The sequence below is a fragment of the Stenotrophomonas sp. Sm2128 genome, from assembly GCF_030985535.1.
In the GTDB taxonomy this organism is placed as follows: domain Bacteria; phylum Pseudomonadota; class Gammaproteobacteria; order Xanthomonadales; family Xanthomonadaceae; genus Stenotrophomonas; species Stenotrophomonas maltophilia.
Map to the genome: position 1 here is coordinate 1 of NZ_JAPTFQ010000035.1, position 20493 is coordinate 20493.

At 67.1% G+C, this 20493-nt stretch carries 20 protein-coding genes, 1 tRNA gene and 1 pseudogene; 7 read left to right on the forward strand and 15 right to left on the reverse strand.

The annotated features are described in order from the left end of the window. Nucleotides 1-66: 66 nt before the first annotated feature. The 9 genes from O0K41_RS11640 to O0K41_RS11680 all read right to left on the reverse strand — a co-directional run bounded on the left by O0K41_RS11640 (nt 67) and on the right by O0K41_RS11680 (nt 8185). Nucleotides 67-1431: an aminodeoxychorismate synthase component I gene (locus O0K41_RS11640; protein WP_049451096.1), complete on the reverse strand. Its 1365-nt coding sequence runs from the start codon at nt 1429-1431 to the stop codon at nt 67-69. A gap of 190 nt (nt 1432-1621) precedes the next feature. After that, the gene (fabF, locus tag O0K41_RS11645; protein ID WP_164221360.1) at nt 1622-2884 is read right to left on the reverse strand and encodes a beta-ketoacyl-ACP synthase II; all 1263 of its coding nucleotides are present in this window, start codon (nt 2882-2884) and stop codon (nt 1622-1624) included. A 141-nt stretch (nt 2885-3025) separates the two neighbouring features. Next, a complete protein-coding gene (gene acpP, locus O0K41_RS11650; protein WP_005408313.1) occupies nt 3026-3265 on the reverse strand; it encodes an acyl carrier protein in 240 nt (79 codons plus the stop codon). Nucleotides 3266-3417: 152 nt separating this feature from the next. Next, nucleotides 3418-4161, reverse strand: a complete 744-nt coding sequence (gene fabG / locus O0K41_RS11655) for a 3-oxoacyl-ACP reductase FabG (protein ID WP_088436029.1) — start codon at nt 4159-4161, stop codon at nt 3418-3420. 81 nt (nt 4162-4242) lie between these two features. Next, the gene (gene fabD, locus O0K41_RS11660) at nt 4243-5187 is read right to left on the reverse strand and encodes an ACP S-malonyltransferase (RefSeq protein WP_164221362.1); all 945 of its coding nucleotides are present in this window, start codon (nt 5185-5187) and stop codon (nt 4243-4245) included. A gap of 256 nt (nt 5188-5443) precedes the next feature. After that, a complete protein-coding gene (locus O0K41_RS11665; protein WP_005408310.1) occupies nt 5444-6226 on the reverse strand; it encodes a hypothetical protein in 783 nt (260 codons plus the stop codon). Between the two features lie 78 nt (nt 6227-6304). Beyond that, nucleotides 6305-7282 carry a beta-ketoacyl-ACP synthase III gene (locus tag O0K41_RS11670; protein WP_005408309.1) on the reverse strand — a complete coding sequence of 326 codons (978 nt, stop codon included), beginning with the start codon at nt 7280-7282 and terminating at the stop codon, nt 6305-6307. Between the two features lie 91 nt (nt 7283-7373). Further along, the gene (gene rpmF / locus O0K41_RS11675; RefSeq protein ID WP_005408308.1) at nt 7374-7568 is read right to left on the reverse strand and encodes a 50S ribosomal protein L32; all 195 of its coding nucleotides are present in this window, start codon (nt 7566-7568) and stop codon (nt 7374-7376) included. A gap of 107 nt (nt 7569-7675) precedes the next feature. Continuing rightward, nucleotides 7676-8185: a YceD family protein gene (locus O0K41_RS11680; protein ID WP_012479287.1), complete on the reverse strand. Its 510-nt coding sequence runs from the start codon at nt 8183-8185 to the stop codon at nt 7676-7678. A 113-nt stretch (nt 8186-8298) separates the two neighbouring features. On the opposite strand from O0K41_RS11680, the gene O0K41_RS11685 reads away from it, so the two are divergent. Continuing rightward, a complete protein-coding gene (locus tag O0K41_RS11685) occupies nt 8299-8868 on the forward strand; it encodes a Maf family nucleotide pyrophosphatase (protein WP_049451098.1) in 570 nt (189 codons plus the stop codon). Between the two features lie 211 nt (nt 8869-9079). On the opposite strand, the gene O0K41_RS11690 is transcribed toward O0K41_RS11685, so the two are convergent. Then, the gene (locus O0K41_RS11690) at nt 9080-10921 is read right to left on the reverse strand and encodes a glycosyltransferase family 39 protein (protein ID WP_049451099.1); all 1842 of its coding nucleotides are present in this window, start codon (nt 10919-10921) and stop codon (nt 9080-9082) included. Between the two features lie 42 nt (nt 10922-10963). Between O0K41_RS11690 and O0K41_RS11695 the strand changes: the two genes are divergently transcribed. The 4 genes and pseudogenes from O0K41_RS11695 to O0K41_RS11710 all read left to right on the forward strand — a co-directional run bounded on the left by O0K41_RS11695 (nt 10964) and on the right by O0K41_RS11710 (nt 15290). Further along, complete coding sequence (locus tag O0K41_RS11695; RefSeq protein ID WP_005408304.1) at nt 10964-11917, forward strand: AAA family ATPase; 954 nt, start codon at nt 10964-10966, stop codon at nt 11915-11917. A 2-nt stretch (nt 11918-11919) separates the two neighbouring features. Further along, nucleotides 11920-12864 (forward strand): DUF58 domain-containing protein, encoded by a 945-nt coding sequence (locus O0K41_RS11700; RefSeq protein WP_164221366.1) that lies wholly within the window; start codon nt 11920-11922, stop codon nt 12862-12864. After that, a pseudogene (locus tag O0K41_RS11705) lies at nt 12857-14766 on the forward strand (DUF3488 and transglutaminase-like domain-containing protein). Before O0K41_RS11700 ends, O0K41_RS11705 begins: the two are co-directional and overlap by 8 nt. Further along, nucleotides 14763-15290, forward strand: a complete 528-nt coding sequence (locus tag O0K41_RS11710; RefSeq protein WP_005408301.1) for a Slp family lipoprotein — start codon at nt 14763-14765, stop codon at nt 15288-15290. The pseudogene O0K41_RS11705 and the gene O0K41_RS11710 overlap by 4 nt, the downstream one beginning before the upstream one ends. A 77-nt stretch (nt 15291-15367) precedes the next feature. On the opposite strand, the gene O0K41_RS11715 is transcribed toward O0K41_RS11710, so the two are convergent. The 4 genes from O0K41_RS11715 to dnaX form a co-directional block, all read right to left on the reverse strand. Beyond that, nucleotides 15368-15727 (reverse strand): histidine triad nucleotide-binding protein, encoded by a 360-nt coding sequence (locus O0K41_RS11715; RefSeq protein WP_005408300.1) that lies wholly within the window; start codon nt 15725-15727, stop codon nt 15368-15370. Between the two features lie 67 nt (nt 15728-15794). After that, complete coding sequence (recR, locus tag O0K41_RS11720) at nt 15795-16394, reverse strand: recombination mediator RecR (RefSeq protein WP_005408299.1); 600 nt, start codon at nt 16392-16394, stop codon at nt 15795-15797. Between the two features lie 111 nt (nt 16395-16505). Next, nucleotides 16506-16826 (reverse strand): YbaB/EbfC family nucleoid-associated protein, encoded by a 321-nt coding sequence (locus tag O0K41_RS11725; RefSeq protein WP_005408298.1) that lies wholly within the window; start codon nt 16824-16826, stop codon nt 16506-16508. Between the two features lie 6 nt (nt 16827-16832). After that, nucleotides 16833-18866 carry a DNA polymerase III subunit gamma/tau gene (gene dnaX / locus O0K41_RS11730; RefSeq protein WP_049451114.1) on the reverse strand — a complete coding sequence of 678 codons (2034 nt, stop codon included), beginning with the start codon at nt 18864-18866 and terminating at the stop codon, nt 16833-16835. A 162-nt stretch (nt 18867-19028) separates the two neighbouring features. On the opposite strand from dnaX, the gene O0K41_RS11735 reads away from it, so the two are divergent. Then, nucleotides 19029-19121: transfer RNA gene (locus O0K41_RS11735), tRNA-Ser, on the forward strand. A 142-nt stretch (nt 19122-19263) separates the two neighbouring features. Here the strand turns inward: O0K41_RS11735 and O0K41_RS11740 are convergent. After that, a complete protein-coding gene (locus tag O0K41_RS11740; RefSeq protein WP_237398756.1) occupies nt 19264-19674 on the reverse strand; it encodes a DUF3592 domain-containing protein in 411 nt (136 codons plus the stop codon). A gap of 349 nt (nt 19675-20023) precedes the next feature. Here O0K41_RS11740 and O0K41_RS11745 point away from each other — a divergent pair, with 349 nt between their 5' ends. After that, nucleotides 20024-20467, forward strand: a complete 444-nt coding sequence (locus O0K41_RS11745) for a GNAT family N-acetyltransferase (protein ID WP_049451108.1) — start codon at nt 20024-20026, stop codon at nt 20465-20467. The last annotated feature ends 26 nt before the right edge of the window (nt 20468-20493 follow it).

Sequence of the window (20493 nt, forward strand, 5' to 3'; positions counted from 1 at the left end):
GTGCCGGCCTCTGGCCGGCAATCGCGTGGATCGTGGATGAATGAGGTTGCCGGCCAGAGGCCGGCACTACCCCTGCTGGCCCAGTGCGCGCAGCAGGCCGCGAGCCTTGGCGCGGGTCTCGTCCAGCTCCTTGTCCGGGTCCGAATCGACCACGATGCCGGCGCCGGTGCGGAAGCTCACCTCGTGGCCATCCACTTCGGCGGTACGGATCAGGATGTTCAGGTCCAGGTCGCCATCGCGGTTCAGCCAGCCGAACGCGCCGGTATAGGCACCGCGCGGCACCTGCTCCAGCTCGCTGATGATCTGCATGCAGCGCACCTTCGGGCAGCCGGTGATGGTGCCACCCGGGAACGTGGCGGCGATCACCTCGCCGGGCGTGACCTCCGGGCGCAGATGGCCGCTGACGTTGCTGACGATGTGGTGCACGTGCGCGTAGCTCTCCACGGTCATCAGCTCATCGACCACCACGGTGCCCGGCAGGCAGATGCGGCCCAGGTCGTTGCGCTCCAGGTCGATCAGCATCACGTGCTCGGCGCGCTCCTTGGGGTGGCCGACCAGTTCCTGGATGCGCGCGGCATCGTCGTCGCCTTCGAAGCGTGGACGGGTACCGGCAATCGGACGGGTCTGCGCATGGCCGGCGTGCACCGACACCAGCCGCTCCGGCGAGGAACTGACCACATGGCGGCCGTGCGCGCTGAACAGGCCGGCAAACGGCGCCGGGTTGGCACGACGCAGCTGTGCGTACAGCGCCTGCGGGCTGACCGGCGCAGCGAACTGCGCGTTCCAGCGCCGCGACAGGTTCACCTGGAACACGTCGCCGGCACGCAGGTACTCGATCACCCGGCGCACGCCATCGGTGAAACGCTGCGGCGCGTCCTCGCCGACCGCCTGCGGTGGCCGCCAGCCCTGCCCGGCTTCGGGCAGCGCGGCCGAGGCCATCGCCACCAGCGCATCCAGCAACGCCTGCTCGCCGGCTTCGGCGATGACGAAGCTGGCATCGTTGTGGTGGTCATGCAGCACCGCCGCCGGGCAGCGCAGCGCCAGCGCGGTCGGGCGACCGTCCCCGCGAGCACGCGCTGGCAGCACTGGTTCGATCTGGCTGGCCACTTCGTAATCGAGCATCAACGCCCAGCCGCCGCGGAACGGCAGGCTGTGGCTGCCGTCATGCGGCAGGCGCTCATGCTGCCAGGCGCGATCCAGTGCCTGCAGGAACGTGCCGGGCTGCACCAGGTCGTGCTGGTCGCGCACCTGGCCGTCGGCATCCAGCCGCAGGCCATCGCCCTGCGCGACCAGCAGCAGGCTCCAGCGGCCCTGGGCGGTACCCGAGGCGGTGGATTCCATCAGCAGCGGAAAGCGCGCCGGGTCGTGCTGCTGCAGGGCCAGCAGATCGATCGGGTGCGGCAGCGGGTGGATCAGCGGTGCGTGGGTCATGGCAGCCAGTTCGGGAGTTCAGATGCACGGAAGCCGCCTTGCGGCGGCTCCGTGGTGCACGGCGTTGATCCGTTTGTCGGATTGCCGATGGGTAGAGTCGACCGTCAGTCGACTGCTTTCCCATCAACGATCACCGCGGCGGATCGAAAGGCAGTCGACTAACAGTCGACTCTACAACCTACCGCACCGGTCAGACGCGCTTGAAGATCAGCGTGCCGTTGGTGCCGCCGAAGCCGAAGCCATTGGACATCACCACGTCCACCTTGGCCTGGCGTGCCTCGTTGGGCACGTAGTCCAGGTCGCAGCCTTCGCCCGGCTGCTGCAGGTTGATGGTCGGCGGGATGACGTTGTCCTGCAGCGCCATCACCGAGAAGATCGCTTCCACGCCGCCGGCAGCGCCCAGCAGGTGGCCGGTCATCGACTTGGTGGAGCTGACCATCATCTTGTAGGCGTGGTCGCCGAAGGCGGTCTTCATCGCCATGGTCTCGCCCAGGTCGCCCAGCGGCGTGGAGGTGCCGTGCGCGTTGAGGTAACCCACCTGCTCCGGGGTCACGCCAGCGTCCTTCATGGCCATGACCATGCAGCGCGCGGCGCCTTCGCCGTTCTCGCTCGGCGCGGTCATGTGGTACGCGTCGGAGCTGGCGCCGAAGCCGGCCAGTTCGCAGTAGATCTTCGCGCCACGTGCCTTGGCGTGCTCGTACTCTTCCAGGATCAGGATGCCTGCGCCGTCGCCCAGCACGAAGCCGTCACGGTCCTTGTCCCACGGGCGCGAGGCCTGTTCCGGGGCATCGTTGCGGGTGCTCATGGCCTTCATCGCGCAAAAGCCGCCCAGCGCGGTCGGCGACGAGCCACGCTCGGCACCGCCGACCACCATCACGTCGGCATCGCCATACTGGATCATGCGCATCGCGGTACCGATCGAATGGTTCGAGGTCGCGCACGCCGAGACCGCCGAGAACGACGGACCCTTCAGGCCGGTGATGATGCTCAGCTGGCCCGGCAGCATGTTGATGATGGTCTTGGGCACGTAGAAGGGCGAGATCTTCTTGCCCTCGTGGAACTCGATGGTCTGCTCTTCGATGCCAAGCAGGCCGCCGATGCCGGCGCCGACGATGGCGCCGATGCGCTCGGCATTGGCGTCGGTGATCTCCAGGCCCGAGTCGTGCAGGGCCATGAACGAGGCACCGAGGCCGTAATGGATGAACGGGTCCATCTTCTTGGCATCCTTGCCGCTGACCCGGAATTTGCCGAACAGTTCATTGTCGGCGGTGATGTCGAATCCCTTGACCTCACCTGCAATCTTGGTGGTGAACCGGTCCAGGTAGGCATCAGAAACGTTGGTCAGCGGACCGATGCCCGAACGACCATGGGTGATGCCTTCCCAGCTGCTGGCCAGATCATTGCCCAACGGCGAGACGATACCCAGGCCGGTTACGACGACGCGACGCTTCATTGCTGTTTCTCCTGACCCGGATGATTTCTGCGGGTAACTCGGTTTGCTTCGATGTGATGCCCAAACACACGGGGCCGCAACAGCGGCCCCATGGGGTGCGGTGCGCGGCGAGGATCAACCCGCGCGCACTGCCGTCTGACATCAGGCCTTGACGTGGGCCTTGACGTAGTCGATGGCGGCCTGCACGGTGCTGATCTTCTCGGCCTCTTCGTCCGGGATCTCGCACTCGAATTCTTCTTCCAGGGCCATCACCAGCTCGACGGTGTCCAGCGAGTCAGCGCCCAGGTCATCGACGAACGATGCGCTGTTGGTGACTTCTTCTTCCTTGACGCCAAGCTGTTCGACGACGATTTTCTTGACGCGTTCTTCGATGGTGCTCATGGGATCTCGCTCCAGATGGAGTTGTGGTTCAAAAGTGGTCGCCATCAAAGGCGATGGCCGTGGGATAGTGTAGTGGAAACCGGCGCGGCCTTGCATTGCAGCAAAAACCTCAGCAGATCAACCACTTGCGGCGCAATCCCTGCGCCCCTTGCTTACGGCATGTACATGCCGCCGTTCACATGGAGGGTTTCGCCGGTGATGTAACCGGCAGCCGGGCTGGCCAGGAAGGCCACCGCATGGGCGATGTCTTCCGGCGAACCCAGGCGTTCGAGGGCGATGCTGTTGATCAGCGCGGTACGCGCTTCTTCCGGCAACGCCTTGGTCATGTCGGTGTCGATGAAGCCAGGAGCGACCACATTGACGGTGACACCGCGCGAACCGATTTCCTTGGCCAGCGACTTGCTGAAGCCGATGATGCCGGCCTTGGCGGCCGCGTAGTTGGCCTGGCCGGCATTGCCGGTCACGCCCACCACCGATGCGATGTTGATGATGCGGCCCTTGCGCGCCTTCATCATGCCGCGCATCACCGCCTTGCTGGTGCGGAACACGCTGGTCAGGTTGGTGTCGATGATCGACGCCCAGTCCTCATCCTTCATGCGCATCAGCAGATTGTCGCGGGTGATGCCGGCGTTGTTGACCAGGATCGAGATCGGGCCGAATTCCTTGGCGATGCCGTCCAGCACGCCGTCCAGCGCGGCAGCGTCGGTCACGTTCAGTGCGCGGCCGTGGCCACCGTGGGCGGCCAGGCGTTCACCGATCGCAGCGGCACCGGATTCGGTGGTGGCGGTACCGATCACGGTGGCGCCCTGGGCGGCCAGAAGATCGGCGATGGCGGCACCAATGCCACGGCTGGCGCCGGTGACCAGTGCGATTTCACCCTGCAGGGGCTTGCTCATGATGTTTTCCTCAGGCTGGGGCGGCCGCCGCACCCGTGCCGCTTGCAGCGGCCACCGGTACGGTCGGCAGAACAGGGGGTATCAGGCCGACCATGCCTCGCGGGCGCCTTCGAAGTCGCCCGGCGTGGCCAGTGAACGGCCATCGATGGCCTTGTCGATGCGCTTGACCAGGCCAGTCAGCACCTTGCCCGGGCCGCACTCGGCAACCTGGGTGATGCCACGGGCGGCCAACGCCTGCACGCAACCGGTCCACTGCACCGGCTGGTACAACTGCTGCACCAGTGCGGTGCGGATCGCGTCAATGCCGTCATGGACCTGGGCATCGACGTTCTGCACCACCGGCAGCTGCGGCGCGTGCCAGTTCAGGCCGGCCATCACTTCGGCGAGGCGGTTGGCGGCTTCGCGCATCAGCGGGGTGTGCGAGGGCACGCTCACGGCCAGCTTGACGGCCTTGCGCACGCCCTTCTCGGCCAGCAGCGCCAGCGCGCGGTCAACCGCATCTGCGTCGCCGCCGATCACGATCTGGCCCGGCGAATTGAAGTTGGCCGGCACCACCACCTGGCTGCCCGCGGCTTCGGCGCAGACGTCCAGCACCAGCTGGTCTTCAGCACCGAGCACGGCGGCCATGGCGCCGACACCGGCCGGTGCGGCTTCCTGCATCAGCTGGCCGCGCAGGCGCACCAGGTGCGCACCGTCATGCAGGCTCAGCGCGCCAGCGGCGACCAGGGCGGTGTACTCGCCCAGGCTGTGGCCGGCCAGCACCGACGGGCGCGGACCGCCCACGGCGTTCCAGGCGCGCCACACGCCGATGCTCGCGGCCAGCAGGGCCGGCTGGGTGTATTCGGTACGGTTGAGCATTTCCTCCGGGCCACCCTGGGACAGCGCCCACAGGTCGACGCCGGCACCATCGGATGCTTCGGTGAAGGCTTCACGCACCTGCGGGTGCAGTTCGGCCAGCTCGGCCACCATGCCCACAGACTGCGAGCCCTGGCCGGGGAAGACAAAAGCGAGGGTGGATACGGTCACGCGGTCATCCGCTTGTTGCAATCGAAGCGGGCCATGATAAGGGCGAATCCGCTGTGTCGTCTGTACGTGCGCGTATGCAGGCGTATGGAGCGCGGCCGCGGGACAACCCGGCATCCGGTGCGGTGCCCCGCCCTGGTAGAGTCGACTGTCAGTCGACTGCCCTTCGATCAGCCGCTGAAAACCCGCGCTGCGCGCGGAAGTCGACTGACAGTCGACTCTACCGCAGCACCAACCTGCCAGCAGCGCGAACCTGCCATCAGCAGAACAGCTGCAGCACGTCCAGGTCGCCGTCGGCGAGGAAGTCCACGCACAGGCCCACCAGCATCAGTACGCCCGCCGTGCTGGCGCCATGGGCGATGAAGATCGAATGCGCCAGCGCGCGCGCTGAACGGCCCAGCTTCATGCAGACCCGGGCCAGGCTGCGCAGGCGGCCGCTGACCGCGTGCACGTGTTCGCGCACAGGCGCCTGGGCCTCGCCCATCGCCTCGGCCATCATCGCCTGCAGCTGCTCGGGGCGGTCGGCGTAGTACTTGGCCACGCCGTAACCGAACATCAGCCAGTCGCGGGCCTGCGCTTCGGACAGATCCATCACTTCCAGCGGATCTTCCTCGAAGTCGATGAAGCCCACCTTCTGCCCATCCCAGGTGAGGTTGCGCGGCAGCGGCTGGCCGAAATAGGCGCCGCGCGCATGCGCTTCGGCGATGGCCTGCATGGCCGCCATCACCAGCCGGTCGCGGCCGGCCTCGTCGGCCTGGCGCAGGCAGGTATTGAACGAGCTGCCGTTGTCACCGATCACCAGCGCGGCGTGGCCGCTGCCCAGCACGTCGGGCACGTTCACGCCCTGCGCCTGCAGTTCTCCCAGGCGACGGGCTTCGGTTTCTCGCGCGGCATCACCACCACGGTGCGGCGGTGGCCGCAGGGCGTCCAGATGGAAACGGCGGGCAACGAAATTGAGCAGGCCCAGGGCCACTGCGCGGCTTCCCTTGCCGTACTGCTTCAGCCAGGCGCGCTGCCCTTCGATGACGATGGGCTCAACCATGACGTGTACTCCTTTAAACGCGTTACGGCCCCAGAGGGGCCGTAACGACAAAACTTCACATTGTCGTAACTTGCACTATCAATAGCGCAGCAGGGCCGAACCCCACGTGAAGCCGCCGCCGAAGGCTTCCAGCAGCAGCAGCTGGCCGCGCTCGACGCGGCCCGAACGCACCGCGGCGTCCAGCGCCAGCGGCACCGAGCCGGACGAGGTGTTGCCGTGCTTGTCGACAGTCACCACCACCTGGTCCATCGACATGTCCAGGCGCTTGGCGGTGGCTTCGATGATGCGCAGGTTGGCCTGGTGCGGAATCAGCCAATCCAGGTCGGACTTGTCCAGGCCATTGGCGGCCAGGGTCTCGTCCACGACCGAGTCCAGCGCCTTGACGGCGTACTTGAACACGTCGTTGCCCTTCATGTTGATGGTGCCACCACCGTTGGCGCCGTCCTTGAAGCCGGTCGAGACGCCCACCGGGTTCCACAGCAGCTCCTTCTTGCTGCCGTCGGCATGCAGGTGGGTACTGAGGATGCCGGTTTCCTCGTCGGCCTTGAGCACGACGGCGCCGGCGCCATCGCCGAACAGCACGCAGGTGGTGCGATCGTTCCAGTCGACCATGCGGGTCAGCGTTTCGGTGCCGATCACCAGCACGTGCCTGCAGTCGCCGGAACGGATGAACTTGTCGGCCACGCCCAGCGCGAACACGAAGCCCGAGCAGGCGGCGTTGACGTCAAAGGCAGGGCACCCCGCAACACCGAGCTTGGCCTGGATCAGGCACGCGGTGGAGGGGAAAATGAGATCGGGCGTGGTCGTACCGACCACGATCATGTCGAGCTGCGAAGCGTCGATACCGGCCGCTTCAAGTGCGCGCAACGCGGCCTGGTAGCCGAGGTCGCTGGTGGTTTCGCCTTCGGCCGCGATGTGCCGTTCACGAATTCCGGTGCGCGACTGGATCCACTCATCCGAGGTTTCGACCATTTTTTCCAGGTCGGCGTTGGTCAGGACTTTTTCCGGCAAATAGCTACCGGTGCCCGCGATCCTCGAATAGATCCGCTTGCTCATCATGTTTCCTGTTGCGCGGGCCGCCGATCACCGGCACGCCCGGGAAAGAAGGCAAAGGCCGCTGCCCGGGGGCAGCGGCCTTCCCGGCACATCAATCTTCTTCGACGGCCGAGGTCTTGGTCTGGATGACCTTCTTGCCGCGGTAGAAACCGTCGGCAGTGATGTGGTGACGCAGGTGCACTTCGCCGGTGGTCGGGTCGGTCGACAGCTGCTTGGCGCTCAGGGCGTCATGCGAACGGCGCTGGCCGCGGCGGGACGGGGTAACACGGGATTTCTGCACAGCCATGGGATTGCTCCAAACTCGGTTCGTTTTGCTTCGTCGTATCGTCGCGCAGGACGCCAGCGCCCAGCACACTTTCGCTTTCGCCGCAGCCGCCGACGACAATCCGGCTGCTATTGTTTCTTCAATGCCGCCAATGCCGCGAACGGATTGGCCTTCTTTGTTTCTTCTTCGCTCGGCGCCCAGTCCTTGTCGACTGCTTCACCGTCGGGCGACAGCGGTACCACCGGCACCGCCAGCACCAACTCGTCTTCGACCAGGTCCAGCGGACGCAGCTGGCCGTCTTCCGGCACCAGCAACGCCTCGTACTCCTCCGGCAGGGACGATTCCTCGTCCTCGTCGCGGATCAGGCCAAGCCTCTGGGTCACCTTCACCGGCAACAGGAATCGCTGCATGCTGCGCTGACAGGTCAGCGGCAACGCGGTGTCGATGGTCAGTTCCACATAGGATACCCGCAGGACTTCGTCGCGACCGAATTCAAGCGAGTAGGAACACTCGCCGTCGGTATCTGCGACCAGCCCCTGCAGGCGGGTCAATTCAGCCAGGGAGACCTGGCCGTCGAAGCGCCTTCGCGCTACGACCATCCGCCAAGCATCCAGCGATTCGGGCACGTTCGCGGACATAAGCCGCTGAATACTAAGGATCGGGGGGGCTGCTGTCAAATGCCCGCCATACAGCACTTGCTGCTGGCGCTGCGCACAGGCCAGACTGCCGCACCCTGCCCCGGTATTCTCGCATGTCACTGGTCCTGGCCTCCACCTCCCGCTACCGCCGCGAGTTGCTGCAGCGGCTGGGCCTGCCCTTCGACTGCGCGCGCCCGGAGGTGGATGAAACCCCTTTGAACGGTGAGACGCCGCTGGCCCTTGCAACGCGCCTTGCCACGGCCAAGGCAACCGAAGTCGCCGCCCGCCACCCCGGCGCCTGGGTGATCGGCTCGGACCAGGTGGCGGACCTGAACGGGCGGCCGCTGGGCAAACCGGGCACGGCCGGGGCGGCCTGCGCGCAGCTGGCGGCGATGTCCGGGCAGACAGTACGCTTCCATACCGCCATCAGTCTCACGCGAGACGGAGAATCATTCAGTGCCGTGGATCTGACCGAGGTCCGTTTCCGCGCGCTGGGCCATGAGGAGATCGCACGCTACGTGACCACCGAACAGCCCCTGGACTGCGCCGGCAGCTTCAAGTGCGAGGGCCTGGGCATCAGCCTGTTCGAAGCGATCGACAACCGCGACCCGACCGCGCTGATCGGCCTGCCGCTGATCGCGCTGTGCGGGTTGCTGCGCCAGGCAGGGTTCGCGGTGCCCTGAAGGCGACACACTGACTGCCGGCACCGATCGCGGAAACAGGCCGGACATGGGCCGGGTAGGACCTGAGCCGGGTAGCGTCGACTGTCAGTCGACCATCGCGCGCAGCGCGGGGTTCTGCCGGCGGCTGGAAGAGCAGTCGACTAACAGTCGACTCTACCAACATGGAGCACCCAACCAACCTGGCGCGCGACCACCTGGACCGCGCTCCGCCTCAGCGCCCGCGAACCTCGAACGGCTGCTCCTGCCATTCCTCCACGCTGCCATCGCGACCGTGCAGGCGCAGGCCCAGCCAATGCCGTCCCGGCGCCAGCGTGCTAGTGTCCAATGAAGCATCGAAGCCCACCGCCGGATGCTGCGGATCGGTGCTGTCCGGCCAGGTCTGGCGCACGTCGAATGCGCGGCCATAGCGCGCATCCCCCATCGAGCGGCCATCGACCAGCACCTCAACCCGTGCCAGGCCGACACCATCCTTGAACGCCCATCCCTTGATCGCCAGCGTGCCAGACACCTTTTCGCCGTTGGAAGGGGTATCCAGCCATGCCATTGCCGGAGTCACGCACGCCCCCGGCGCGCGCCGCGCCGGCAGCCGGAACAGCAGGAAACGCTGGAAACCATGGTCACTGCTGACCACACGCGGCGCCGGCAGCGGCCCCACCTGTCCGCAGATGGCGTGATAGCGCGCCAGCAGATCGCGATAACGCTGGTCACTGGGTGAAAGCACCAGCAGCATCGGCGTCGAGCGCTTGCCCTCATGCAGCAGTTCCCACTGCGCCAGCTGCGCGGTGCGCCCATGCTTGTCGTTGAGCGGATGCGGCAGCACTTCGATATCGCCATTGCCGAGCTGGAAGCCCAGCTCGGCCCCCACCTTGAAGTTCCCCGCCAGCACCCGCGTGCCCGCCGGCATCTGCTGCAACTCTTCGCGCACCGCCATCGCCAACGGCTGCCAGCCAGCGAAATTGCGCGGGTAGTACTTGCTGCCTGCCAGCTGCTCGCGCAACGCAGGCGTGGAGGCCATCAGGTAATAGCCGAACGCCAGCACCATGCCTGCGCCCGCCAGCCACCAGCCGGTGCGCCGCAGCCAGCGTGGCCAGCCGTTGAGCACCACCGGCACCGCCACCAGCAGGGCCAGGTAGCCCGGCAGCGGCCAATGGAAACTGATCCGCTCGACGTCGGTGAAGAAGCCCAGCAGGAAGATGCCCAGCGTGGATACGCCCCCGACCAGGCCGAAGTAGCGCCACTGCACGCGCGTGCCGCCGCCCCTGCGGGTACCGGCCAGCGCCACCTTCCACATCGCCATGCACAGGATCGGGGTGACCAGCATGGGCTGGATCACCAGGAACCACAGCCCGTTCCATTCGAACGTCCAGGGATGGCGCTCGACCACCTGGAACTTCAGGCCGGCGTCGTGGTTGTCCGCGTTCCATGCCAGCAACGGCAGCCACGCCAGCACGCCCACCGCCAGCGCGACCCATACGCGCGGATCGGCCAGCATGCGCCGCCCCTGCGGCAGCGCCAGCAACGCGATGAAGCCAACGCCGATGACACCGATGAAACGGTAGTGACTGAGCGCACCGATCGACAGGCCCAGCGCAAGCTTCATCGCCGACGATGCATCAACGTTGTGCAGCAGCCGCGCACCGGCGTGCAGGCAGATCACCGCGGCCAGTGCCATGGGCACATCCGGCACCGCCAGCAGGCCCAGCGTCGCCGACAACGGCATCAACAGCGTGAGGCTGCCCGCTTGCCAACCGGCCACATTGCCGAACCAGCGCGTGGCCGTGCGCACCACCAGCAACGGCAGCAGCGCGCCGATGGCCAGGAACGGCAGGCGCAACGCGAGCACATGCTGGCCACCGATCTCCACACCCAGGCGCGCCAACCACGCGGTCAGTCCGGGAAGGTCCGAATACGCAGCGGCCAGATGCTGGCCTTCCTGCCAATAGAACGCCTCGTCAACAAACAGTGGCAGCCGCGCAGCCACTACCAGCTTGGCCGCTGTGACCAGCGTCCATAACCAGAGAAATATTGTCCGCGCGCGCTGTTCGCCCTGCATTGCTCTATGGATAATCGAATGGATTCCAGACCTGAGACGATCATGCCAGCCTCGTCCCCCAATCCCAGCATGCTAACCGATCAACTGCGCCAGGCCCTGCGGGAGGCACAGGATCAGGTAAACGCACTGGTGCTGGGCAAGGTGCCGGAAGTCAGGCTGGCTTTCGTCGCCCTGCTTTCCGGTGGCCATCTGCTGATCGAGGATCTGCCCGGCCTGGGCAAGACCACGCTGGCGCATGCGTTGGCCAGCAGCCTGGGCCTCAGTTTCCAGCGCGTGCAGTTCACCTCCGACCTGCTGCCCGCCGATGTACTGGGCGTTTCGGTATACGAGGCCGGCAGCCGCCAGTTCCAGTTCCACCCGGGGCCGGTGTTCACCCACGTGCTGCTGGCCGATGAGATCAACCGTGCGCCGCCACGCACGCAGAGCGCGCTGCTGGAGGCGATGGCCGAACAGCAGGTCACCCTGGATGGGCAGACCCATCCCCTGCCCGATCCGTTCTTCGTGATCGCCACGCAGAACCCGGTGGATCTGTCCGGTACCTTCCCGCTGCCGGATTCGCAGCTGGATCGTTTCCTGCTGCGCCTGGCGATGGGCTACCCCAGTGCGCAGGCCGAACGCGAACTGCTGCGAGGTACAGACCGCCGCGACCTGATCGCACGTGCCGTACCGAAGCTGGATGACACCCAGGTACGCGCGCTGCGTGAAGCCGTCAGCCAGGTCCATGCCAGCGATGCACTGGTCGACTACGTGCAGGCCCTGCTGACCCGCAGCCGCCAGCACGCCGGCGTGCGCGTGGGCCTGTCACCGCGTGCCGGCCTTGCGCTGCTGCGCGCGGCCAGGGCGCATGCACTTCTGCTGGGCCGCGGCCACGTGGTGCCCGAGGACGTGCAGACCCTGTTCGTGGCGGTGGCCGGTCATCGCCTCGTGGCCGAAGCCGAGTCCAGCTCGGGGCCGGCACTGGCACGGGCCATCCTGCAGACCGTTGCGGTGGATTGAGGGTGGCCACGCGCTGGGCACGACTGCAACTGCTGGCACGCCCGCGCAGGCCTGAAGCACTGCCGCAGCGCCTGGACCGCCATCGCATCTACGTGCTGCCCACCCGTTTCGGCCTGTTCGTCGCCGCGCTGCTGGCGGCGATGCTGCTGGGCGCACTGAACTACAACAACAACCCGGCGTTGCTGCTGGCCCTGCTGCTGGCGGCAGCGGCGATCGCCAGCGCCATCGCCGCGCACCTGCAGCTGTCCGGCGTACAGATCGACGCGATCTCCGCCGAGCCGGTTCCTGCCGGGCAACCACTGCGCCTGCGCGTGGACCTGTCACTGCGTGATCCGCGCGCACGCCACGGCCTGCACCTGCAGGTGGGTGACAGCGAAGCCTGGACCTCGCTGCCTGCACACGGCCGCGGTGAAGTGGAGCTGCAGGTTCCCAGCGAACGCCGCGGCTGGCTGGAGCTCCCGCGCATCCGCCTCTCCACCACCCAGCCACTGGGCCTGGTGCGGGCATGGTCGTGGGTGTGGCCGGAACAACCGCTGCTGGTCTATCCGCAACCCGAGGCGCTGGCCCCTGCACTGCCGGAAAGCGGCAACGATCCGCTGCACACGCGCGCCCATGCCAGTGGCGAGGAACTGCATCAGCTACGGCCCTATCGTGCGGGCGATGCGCCACGCAGCATTTCGTGGAAGCACTCGGCACGCCGCGACAGCCTGCTGGTGCGCGAGTACGAAAAGCCGGTTGGCATCGAAGTCATCCTCGATTGGCGCACGCTGTCCCCGCTGGGCCATGAAGCACGCATCGCGCGTTTGGCGCGATGGGTCGACATGGCCGAGCGCGAAGGCCGCCGCTACACCCTGCTGCTGCCTGCACACCCGCCGTTCGGGCCAGGCCAGGGCGCCAGCCACCACCACCTGTGCCTGCGTGCACTGGCATTGATGCCGCATGACTGAGACCACGCCCGCGCTCGACCGCAATGCCCGCAACTGGACCCTGGCCAGCGCGGCGTTGGCGCTGTTGCCGTTGCTGCTGCAGTTGCCGCCCCTGCTGGCGGGCGTGATCGCGGCCGCAGCGCTCGTGACTGCGGTCCTGTCGTGGCGGAAGGTGCTGCCCATGCCGGTGCGCCTGCTGCTGGTGCTGGCCATGCTCGGTGCCATCGCCTGGCAGATGGGGATGGTCCGACCTGGGCGCGATACCGGTTGCGCCCTGCTGGCAGCGATGCTGGCGATCAAGTCCAGCGAACTGCGCAGCCGGCGCGATGCCCGCAGCCTGCTCGGGTTCGCGCTATTTTCCCCGTTTGCGGCGTTCCTGCTCGACCAAGGACCACTGACCACGGTGTTGGCCGCACTGGCGGGGATCAGCGCGCTGCTCGCCCTGCAACGGCTGGCCGGGGATGAAGGCCACGCCGCCTGCTGGCGATCGGCCTGCCGCTGGCATTGGCCTGCTTCTGGCTGTTCCCGCGCCTGGCCACGCCACTGTGGGGTGTTCCCGAGCGCGCCGTGGGTACGCCGGGGTTGTCCGACAGCATGGAGCCCGGCCAGTGGCTGGACCTGATGGCCGACGACAGCCCGGCGCTGCGCGTGCAGTTCTTCGGCGCGGTACCCGAGCCGATGCAACGCTACTGGCGAGGACCGGTACTGACCGCCTTCGATGGCCGGCGCTGGACACGTGACCGCGCCAGCGAGCGACGGCCGGCGGCCGTGGTCGAGGCCGGCACGCAGGGCTGGGACTACCAGATCGACTACGAACCCACCGACCGGCGCCAGCTGGTGGCACTGGACCTGCCCAGCCGCGCGCCTGCAGGCAGCACGCTGGATGCGGACATGAGCCTGAGCAGCGAGCGGTCACTGGCGTCGCTGAGCCGCTGGCGGTTGCATTCGGCGCCACCACAACGCTTCGACAGCACGCTGTCACCCTATCTGCGACGGGCCGCGCTGCAGTTGCCCAGTGGCTTCAACCCGCGCACCGCCACGTTGGCGCAGCAATGGCGGCAGCAGGCTGGCAGCGATGACGAGGCCATCGTGCGCCGCGCGCTGCAGTGGATCACCACCGACTTCTCGTACACGCTGGACACCCCTGCGGCAGGGCGCGACCCGATCGACGAGTTCCTGTTCGGCTACAAGGCCGGCTTCTGTGAACACTTCAGCTCGGCCTTCGTGGTGTTGATGCGCAACGCCGGCGTCCCGGCACGGGTGGTGACCGGCTTTGCCGGCGGCACCTACAACCGCCTTGGCGACTACTGGATCGTGCGGCGGATGGACGCCCATGCCTGGGCCGAGGTATGGCTGCCGCAGCGCGGCTGGGTACGGGTTGACCCGACCGCAGCCGTGGCACCGGAACGCATCCTGGACACACTGGACGACCGCCTGCAGGCCGGTACGGACACACCACTGCAGCAACGCTGGCAGCAGCTGGGGCAGATGGGCGACTGGCTGCGCCGCGGCTGGAACGACCTGGTGCTGTCATTCGATGCACGCCGCCAGCAGCAACTGCTCACGCCGTTCGGGCTGGATGATCTGGGCCCCACGCAACTTGTCGCTGGCTTCGTGGTGGCAACGATGCTGGCCTTGGCGTGGATGGCCTGGCTGCTGGCCCGTGGCGAGCGCGAACGCGACCCGCTGCTGCGCGCCTGGCACCGGCTCGGACGGCGCTACGCCCGCCTCGGCCTGGCCCGTGAACCGCACGAAACCGCACAGGACTGGGCCCAGCGGGTGCACCGGCAGCGCCCTGACCCGGCCCTGCTCGCACTCAGCCAGCGTTTCGCCGACGCGCGCTACGCTGGAACTTGCACCGACCTCGCTTCATTATTGCGGGACCTGCGCAGGCATCGCCCGACTTCCGGAGCCTCCCCATGAACACCAAGTTCCTTCTCACCGCTGTGGCCACGCTGGCCCTGTCGGCCTGCGCCACGGCCCCCAAGCCGCTGCAGGGACAGTTCAGCCTGGTCTCCCCGCGCGACTCGGTCGCTACCCAGCAGGTCGGCACGCCGGTCCGTTGGGGCGGTCGCATCATCGAAACCAAGCCCGGCCAGGGCGAGACCTGCTTCCAGATCATCTCGCGCCCGCTCAATGGCAGTGGCCGCCCGAACACCACCTCGTCCGACGCCAGCGACGGTCGTTTCATCGCCTGCCGTGCCGGCTTCTACGACCCGGCCGTGTTCGAAGCCGGTCGTGACGTGACCTTCATCGGCAAGATCGACGGCTACCAGAACACCCGCATCGGCGAGTACGACTACCGCCTGCCCAAGCTGTCGGCCGATGTGATCTACCTGTGGCCGGAACAGCGCCAGGTCGACGTGGTGCCCTACCCCTATGGCCCGTGGGGCCCGGGCCCGTATGGTCCGTACTGGGGCGGCTATGGTCGCTGGGGCTGGTGGTGATCGTCACCGCACAGGCATGACGGAAAAGGCCGCCCTCGGGCGGCCTTTTTCATCCGCGCATGGCGTGGACAGGGGCTTCAACGCCCAGGCGCACCGAAATGCCCCAGCGGCGCACCGGCCAGCAGGTGCATGTGGATATGGAACACGGTCTGTCCGGCATGCTCGCGGCAGTTCATCACGATACGGTAGCCGTCCTGTGCGAAGCCCTCGCGGCGCGCATACTCGGCGGCAGCCAGCGCCAGCTTGCCGATCAGGTGCGCCTGCGACGGCTGCAGGTCATCCAGGGTCGGAATGATCTCGTTCTTCGGAATGAACAGCACGTGCACCGGTGCCTGCGGTGCGATGTCCTTGAAGCCCAGCACCTCGTCATCCTCATAGACGATGGTGGCCGGGATCTCGCGACGGATGATCTTGCTGAAGAGGGTTTCGTTGCTCATGGTCGGCCTCGGCGGGGATGTCATCCGCATTGTAGGCCGGCCGCGCCGGGGGATGCCCGGCCGGCATTCAATCGCGGAATTCGCTGCGCGTTCCGAACGCGTGCGAGAGCGTGCCGCGATCGACGTATTCGAGTTCACCGCCAAGTGGCAGGCCCTGCGCCAAACGGCTCGGCTGCACCTTGCGTGCGCGCGCCAGCTGCGCCAGGTAATGCGCGGTGGCCTCGCCCTCGACAGTGGCGCTGGTGGCGATGATCAGCTCCTGCACCTCGCCTTCGGCCAACCGTCGCTCCAATTGCTCCAGGCCCAGCTCGCGCGGGCCGATGCCATCGAGCGGCGACAGCCGCCCCTGCAGCACGAAGTAGACACCGCGGAAGCCGGTGGCGTTCTCGATGGCCAGGCGGTCGGCCGGCGATTCGACCACGCACAGCTGGCTGCGCTCGCGGCTGCCGTTGGCACAGGTCGGGCACAGCTCGGTTTCGCTGAAATCGCGGCACTGCACGCAGTGGCCGATTCGCTCCACCGCCAATGCCAGTGTCTCGGCCAGACGCTGGCCACCTTCGCGCTCGCGCTCGAGCAGGTGATAGGCCATGCGCTGTGCAGTCTTCTGGCCGACGCCAGGCAGCACCCGCAATGCGTCGATCAATTGTTCAAGCAGGGGTGCGGACACGGCGGCATGCTTTCATGGCGTCGAGCACGCTCGACAGCTGTCTGTAGAGTCGAACCATGCTCGACCGAGGGTTGGAGCGGGCACCTGCAGCGGCAGGCGCCCCCTGGGAAATCAGAACGGCAGCTTCATGCCCGGCGGCAGCTGCATGCCGGCGGTGGCCGACCCCATCTTCGACTTCGACTCGGCATCGATCTTGTTCGAGGCATCATTGAAGGCGGCGGCGATCAGGTCTTCCAGCATCTCCGGGTCGCTGGTCAGCGACGGGTCGATGCGCACCTTGCGGCATTCCTTGGCACCGGTCAGGGTCACGCTGACCATGCCGCCGCCGGCGCTGCCGGTCACTTCGATCTTGGCGATTTCTTCCTGGGCCTTCTGCAGGTTTTCCTGCATTTTCTGGGCCTGCTGCATCAGTTGGGCGATGTTTCCGCGCATGGTGTCTTACTCGTCAAAAGAACGGATGGAATCGGAAACAACCCGGGCACCGTGCTGTTGGATCAGCACCTGCACTTCCGGGTCGTCCATGAAAACGGCCTCTGCCACCTGCTGCCGCTCACTACGCTGGCGGTCGGCACGCTGGTGCAGAGTCTCGGCCGGAACGTGTTCGGTTTCCACGGTCTCGACCACGATCTTCGGCGCCTGGCCGAGGGCCTTCTCCAGCATCTCGCCCAGGGCGGCCAGCGCGCGCTCCGAGCGCAGGTATTCAAATCCGGGCGAAAGGCCCAGTTTCAAGGTCCCGTGCTGGCAACTGATGAAGGCAGCGTTGGCGGCCAGCTGCCGCGACGGGCCGCTCAGGCCACTGTTGGCGACCAGATCCAGCCAGTCCTCGGCGCTGGCCAGGTCGCTCACACCTTCCAGCGGCGCATTCTCCTGCACTGGCGCCGGCTCGACCGGCGCGATGGCAATGCCTTCCGTGCGGAACGGGCGCTCGGGCGGTGCAGGCTCGCTGGGAGCCGCGACGGGAGCCGGCGGCTCATGCCAGGGCGCCACCATGGCAGCTTCCGGCCCAGCCATCTCGGCCGCCAGCGCCTCGTCACGTGCCTCGGCTTCGTCGGTGGCCCACGGCGGCAGGTCGTCGCCCACTTCTGTTTCAACGGACGGCGGCGTCGCTGCTTCGGCCTTCACCGGCGGCGGTGACACCGGCTCTTCCACCGGAACCGGCTCGGGCTCCGGCGTCGGGTCCGGTTCGGGTTGCGGGGCCGGCTCAGGTTCGGGTTCAGGTTCGCGCGGCGCGGCCTGCACCGGAGCGGCCACCTGCGCCACCACGGCCGGGCTTGCCGAAGCGGCGGCAGTCGCCGGCGTCGCTTCGTGGGTCCCCGCACCGGTGCCACCACCGGCAGCATTGCCACCCGGCGCATTGCCTGCCCCCTCCACCGACTTCGGCACCGGCGGGACCGCCGCGGCCGGGCGGAACGCCAGCATGCGCAGCACGGCCATCTCGAAGCCCGCGCGCGGGCTCGGCGCCATCGGCAGGTCACGACGGCCGTTCAAGGCCATCTGGTACCAGAGCTGCACCACTTCCGGGCGCAGGCGCTCGGCGAATGCGGCGGCATCCAGGCCTTCGGCAACGGCCGCACCCGGTACCAGCTGCTGCACCTGGATGCGGTGCAGGCCTTCGGCCAGCGCTTCCAGCACGCCACTCCAGTCCGGCGAGAATTCGGCCAGCGCGGCCACCACCTGCAGCAGGCGCGGGCCATCGCCGTCAGCCAGCGCATCGAGCATCGCCGCCACCTGGGTGCGGTCGACCGTGCCCAGCATGGTACGCACCACGTCCTCGCGCAGCGCACCGCCGGCATAGGCAATCGCCTGGTCCAGCAGCGACAGGCCATCCCGTAGGCTGCCATCAGCGGCCTTGGCCAGCTGCACGATGGCACTGCCGTCGGCCTCGATCTCCTCGGCCGCCAGGATGCGGGTCATCTGGCCCTGGATCTGGTCCTCGTCCAGGCGCTTGAGGTTGAACTGCAGGCAGCGGCTGAGCACGGTGACCGGCAGCTTCTGCGGATCGGTGGTGGCCAGCAGGAACTTCACGTGCTCCGGCGGCTCTTCCAGCGTCTTCAGCAGCGCATTGAACGCCGCCTTGGACAGCATGTGCACTTCGTCGATCAGGTAGACCTTGTACTTGCCACGCGAAGGCATGTACTGCGCGTTCTCGATCACCTCGCGCACGTCGTCCACGCCGGTGTTGGACGCGGCGTCGATTTCCAGCAGGTCGATGTAGCGGCCGGCGTCGATATCCAGGCAGGCTGCACACTGGCCGCAGGGATCGGCACTGGTGCCCTGTTCGCAGTTCAGCGACTTGGCGAAGATGCGCGCGATGGTGGTCTTGCCCACGCCGCGGGTGCCGGTGAACAGGAACGCATGGTGGACCCGGCCGCTGTCCAGCGCGTTGCTGAGCGCACGGACCACGTGTTCCTGGCCCACCAGCTCGGCAAAACGCTTTGGACGCCACTTGCGGGCAAGGACGAGATAGGACATCAGGCCACCGTTTTCCATCGGATGTTCCATTGTGCCATGCCTGTCCAGCCCCCTCGCCTCCGGCACATCTTTCGCGGGTTCCTGGCCGGGGTGCTTGTGAAGTGCCGCGCAGCCCGCTAGAATCTGCGCCCCTGCTGAGGCGTTTGCCGATGGCAGGGATCCGGAGAGGTGTCCGAGTGGTTGAAGGAGCACGCCTGGAAAGTGTGTAAGCGTCTAAACCGCGCTTCGGGGGTTCGAATCCCCCTCTCTCCGCCAGATAAATGAAGAAGCCGCCCACTGGGCGGCTTTTTTTATTTGGCTGGCGGGAAGCGCGGCAGGTACTACCGAACTGAACAGGCCCTGCCGCCAAGGGCAGGTCCAACGGTCCGCCCGCCGACAGCGCGCGATCCGCTGCGAGTCACCTGCGCCGGAGCAGTCCCCGCACGCAGACGCCGACGAACGCCAGCCCCAGCAGCATCCACACGACCGTCATTCCCCACAGCGCACCGAACGTATCCAGGACCGGCTCCAGGCGCGGTTGCGCCGGATCGTACAGCACGCGTACCGGCTGTCCAGGCTCATAGCCGAAGATCATGCCGCCCTGCGGGTAAGAGACGTGTTGGCCGGTCGCGGTGGTGAACGCAATCTGCGGATGCGATCCGCCCGCGTTCAGGCGCTCGACCTGGCCATCGACGGCATGCGCGATCTGCAGGAACTCAAGGCGATGCGTCACTTCGAAGGCGGCCACGGCAAGGATCAACAGCCCCACCGCGCCAAACAGCAGACCGCGCACGACCTGGGCAGTCCGGGAAAGAGAAGGGTCGGGCATCGCTGGGCAGCTCCGTTGCAGGCAGGAAGACGAATGGGGCCGGCGGATCCTGCCGCGCGGTCAGTCCCACGTGTCGAGAGCATAGCCCAAGAGCCGCCGCGCCCCGCTGCACGCCATCGCGCCCGCATCCGCCTCGCCACTACCCGCCACCGACGCACCCGCCTGGTGCAGGCGCCTGTGTTCCGCACAGTCATTCGAGGTGGGCGAAATCATCCGTGAGAAGATCGACTCCGCTCCATGTACCTTGGAGCACTTCGGCGGCTCCTGCGGCCTCGTCGCGCGATACCCCCTTGAGAAGGACAACGTCTGGACGGTTGAAATGCGCCCGGGCAACGCCAAGGCATTTTCCATGAACCTCCGCCTCTACCGCCCCGCCGATGCCAGCGCTTGCTTGTCGATTTTCGACAGCAACGTACCCACCTACTTCGCGCCCGAAGAGCGCAGCGACTTTGAGCGCTTCCTGCAAGAACAGGCCATGGACTGTGCATTCCAGGTCATCGAACGAGATGGCAGCATCGTGGCCTGCGGCGGCCTGTCGCGACGCGGCGACGGCAGTGCCGGTTTCTGCTGGGGCATGGTACAGCGCGCGCTGCACCAGCATGGACTGGGCCGGGAACTGGCGCTGGCACGCCTGCGCCAGGCCGAAGCGGATCCCTCGATCAAGCGCATCACGCTCAGTACCAGCCAGCACACCCAGGGCTTCTATGCTGGCCTGGGCTTCCAGGTGACGCGGATCGTTTCCAATGGCCACGGCGCCGGGATCGATGCCGTGGAGATGGAGCGGAGGGTCTAGCCCTCCGCACCGCCCTGGATCCACGC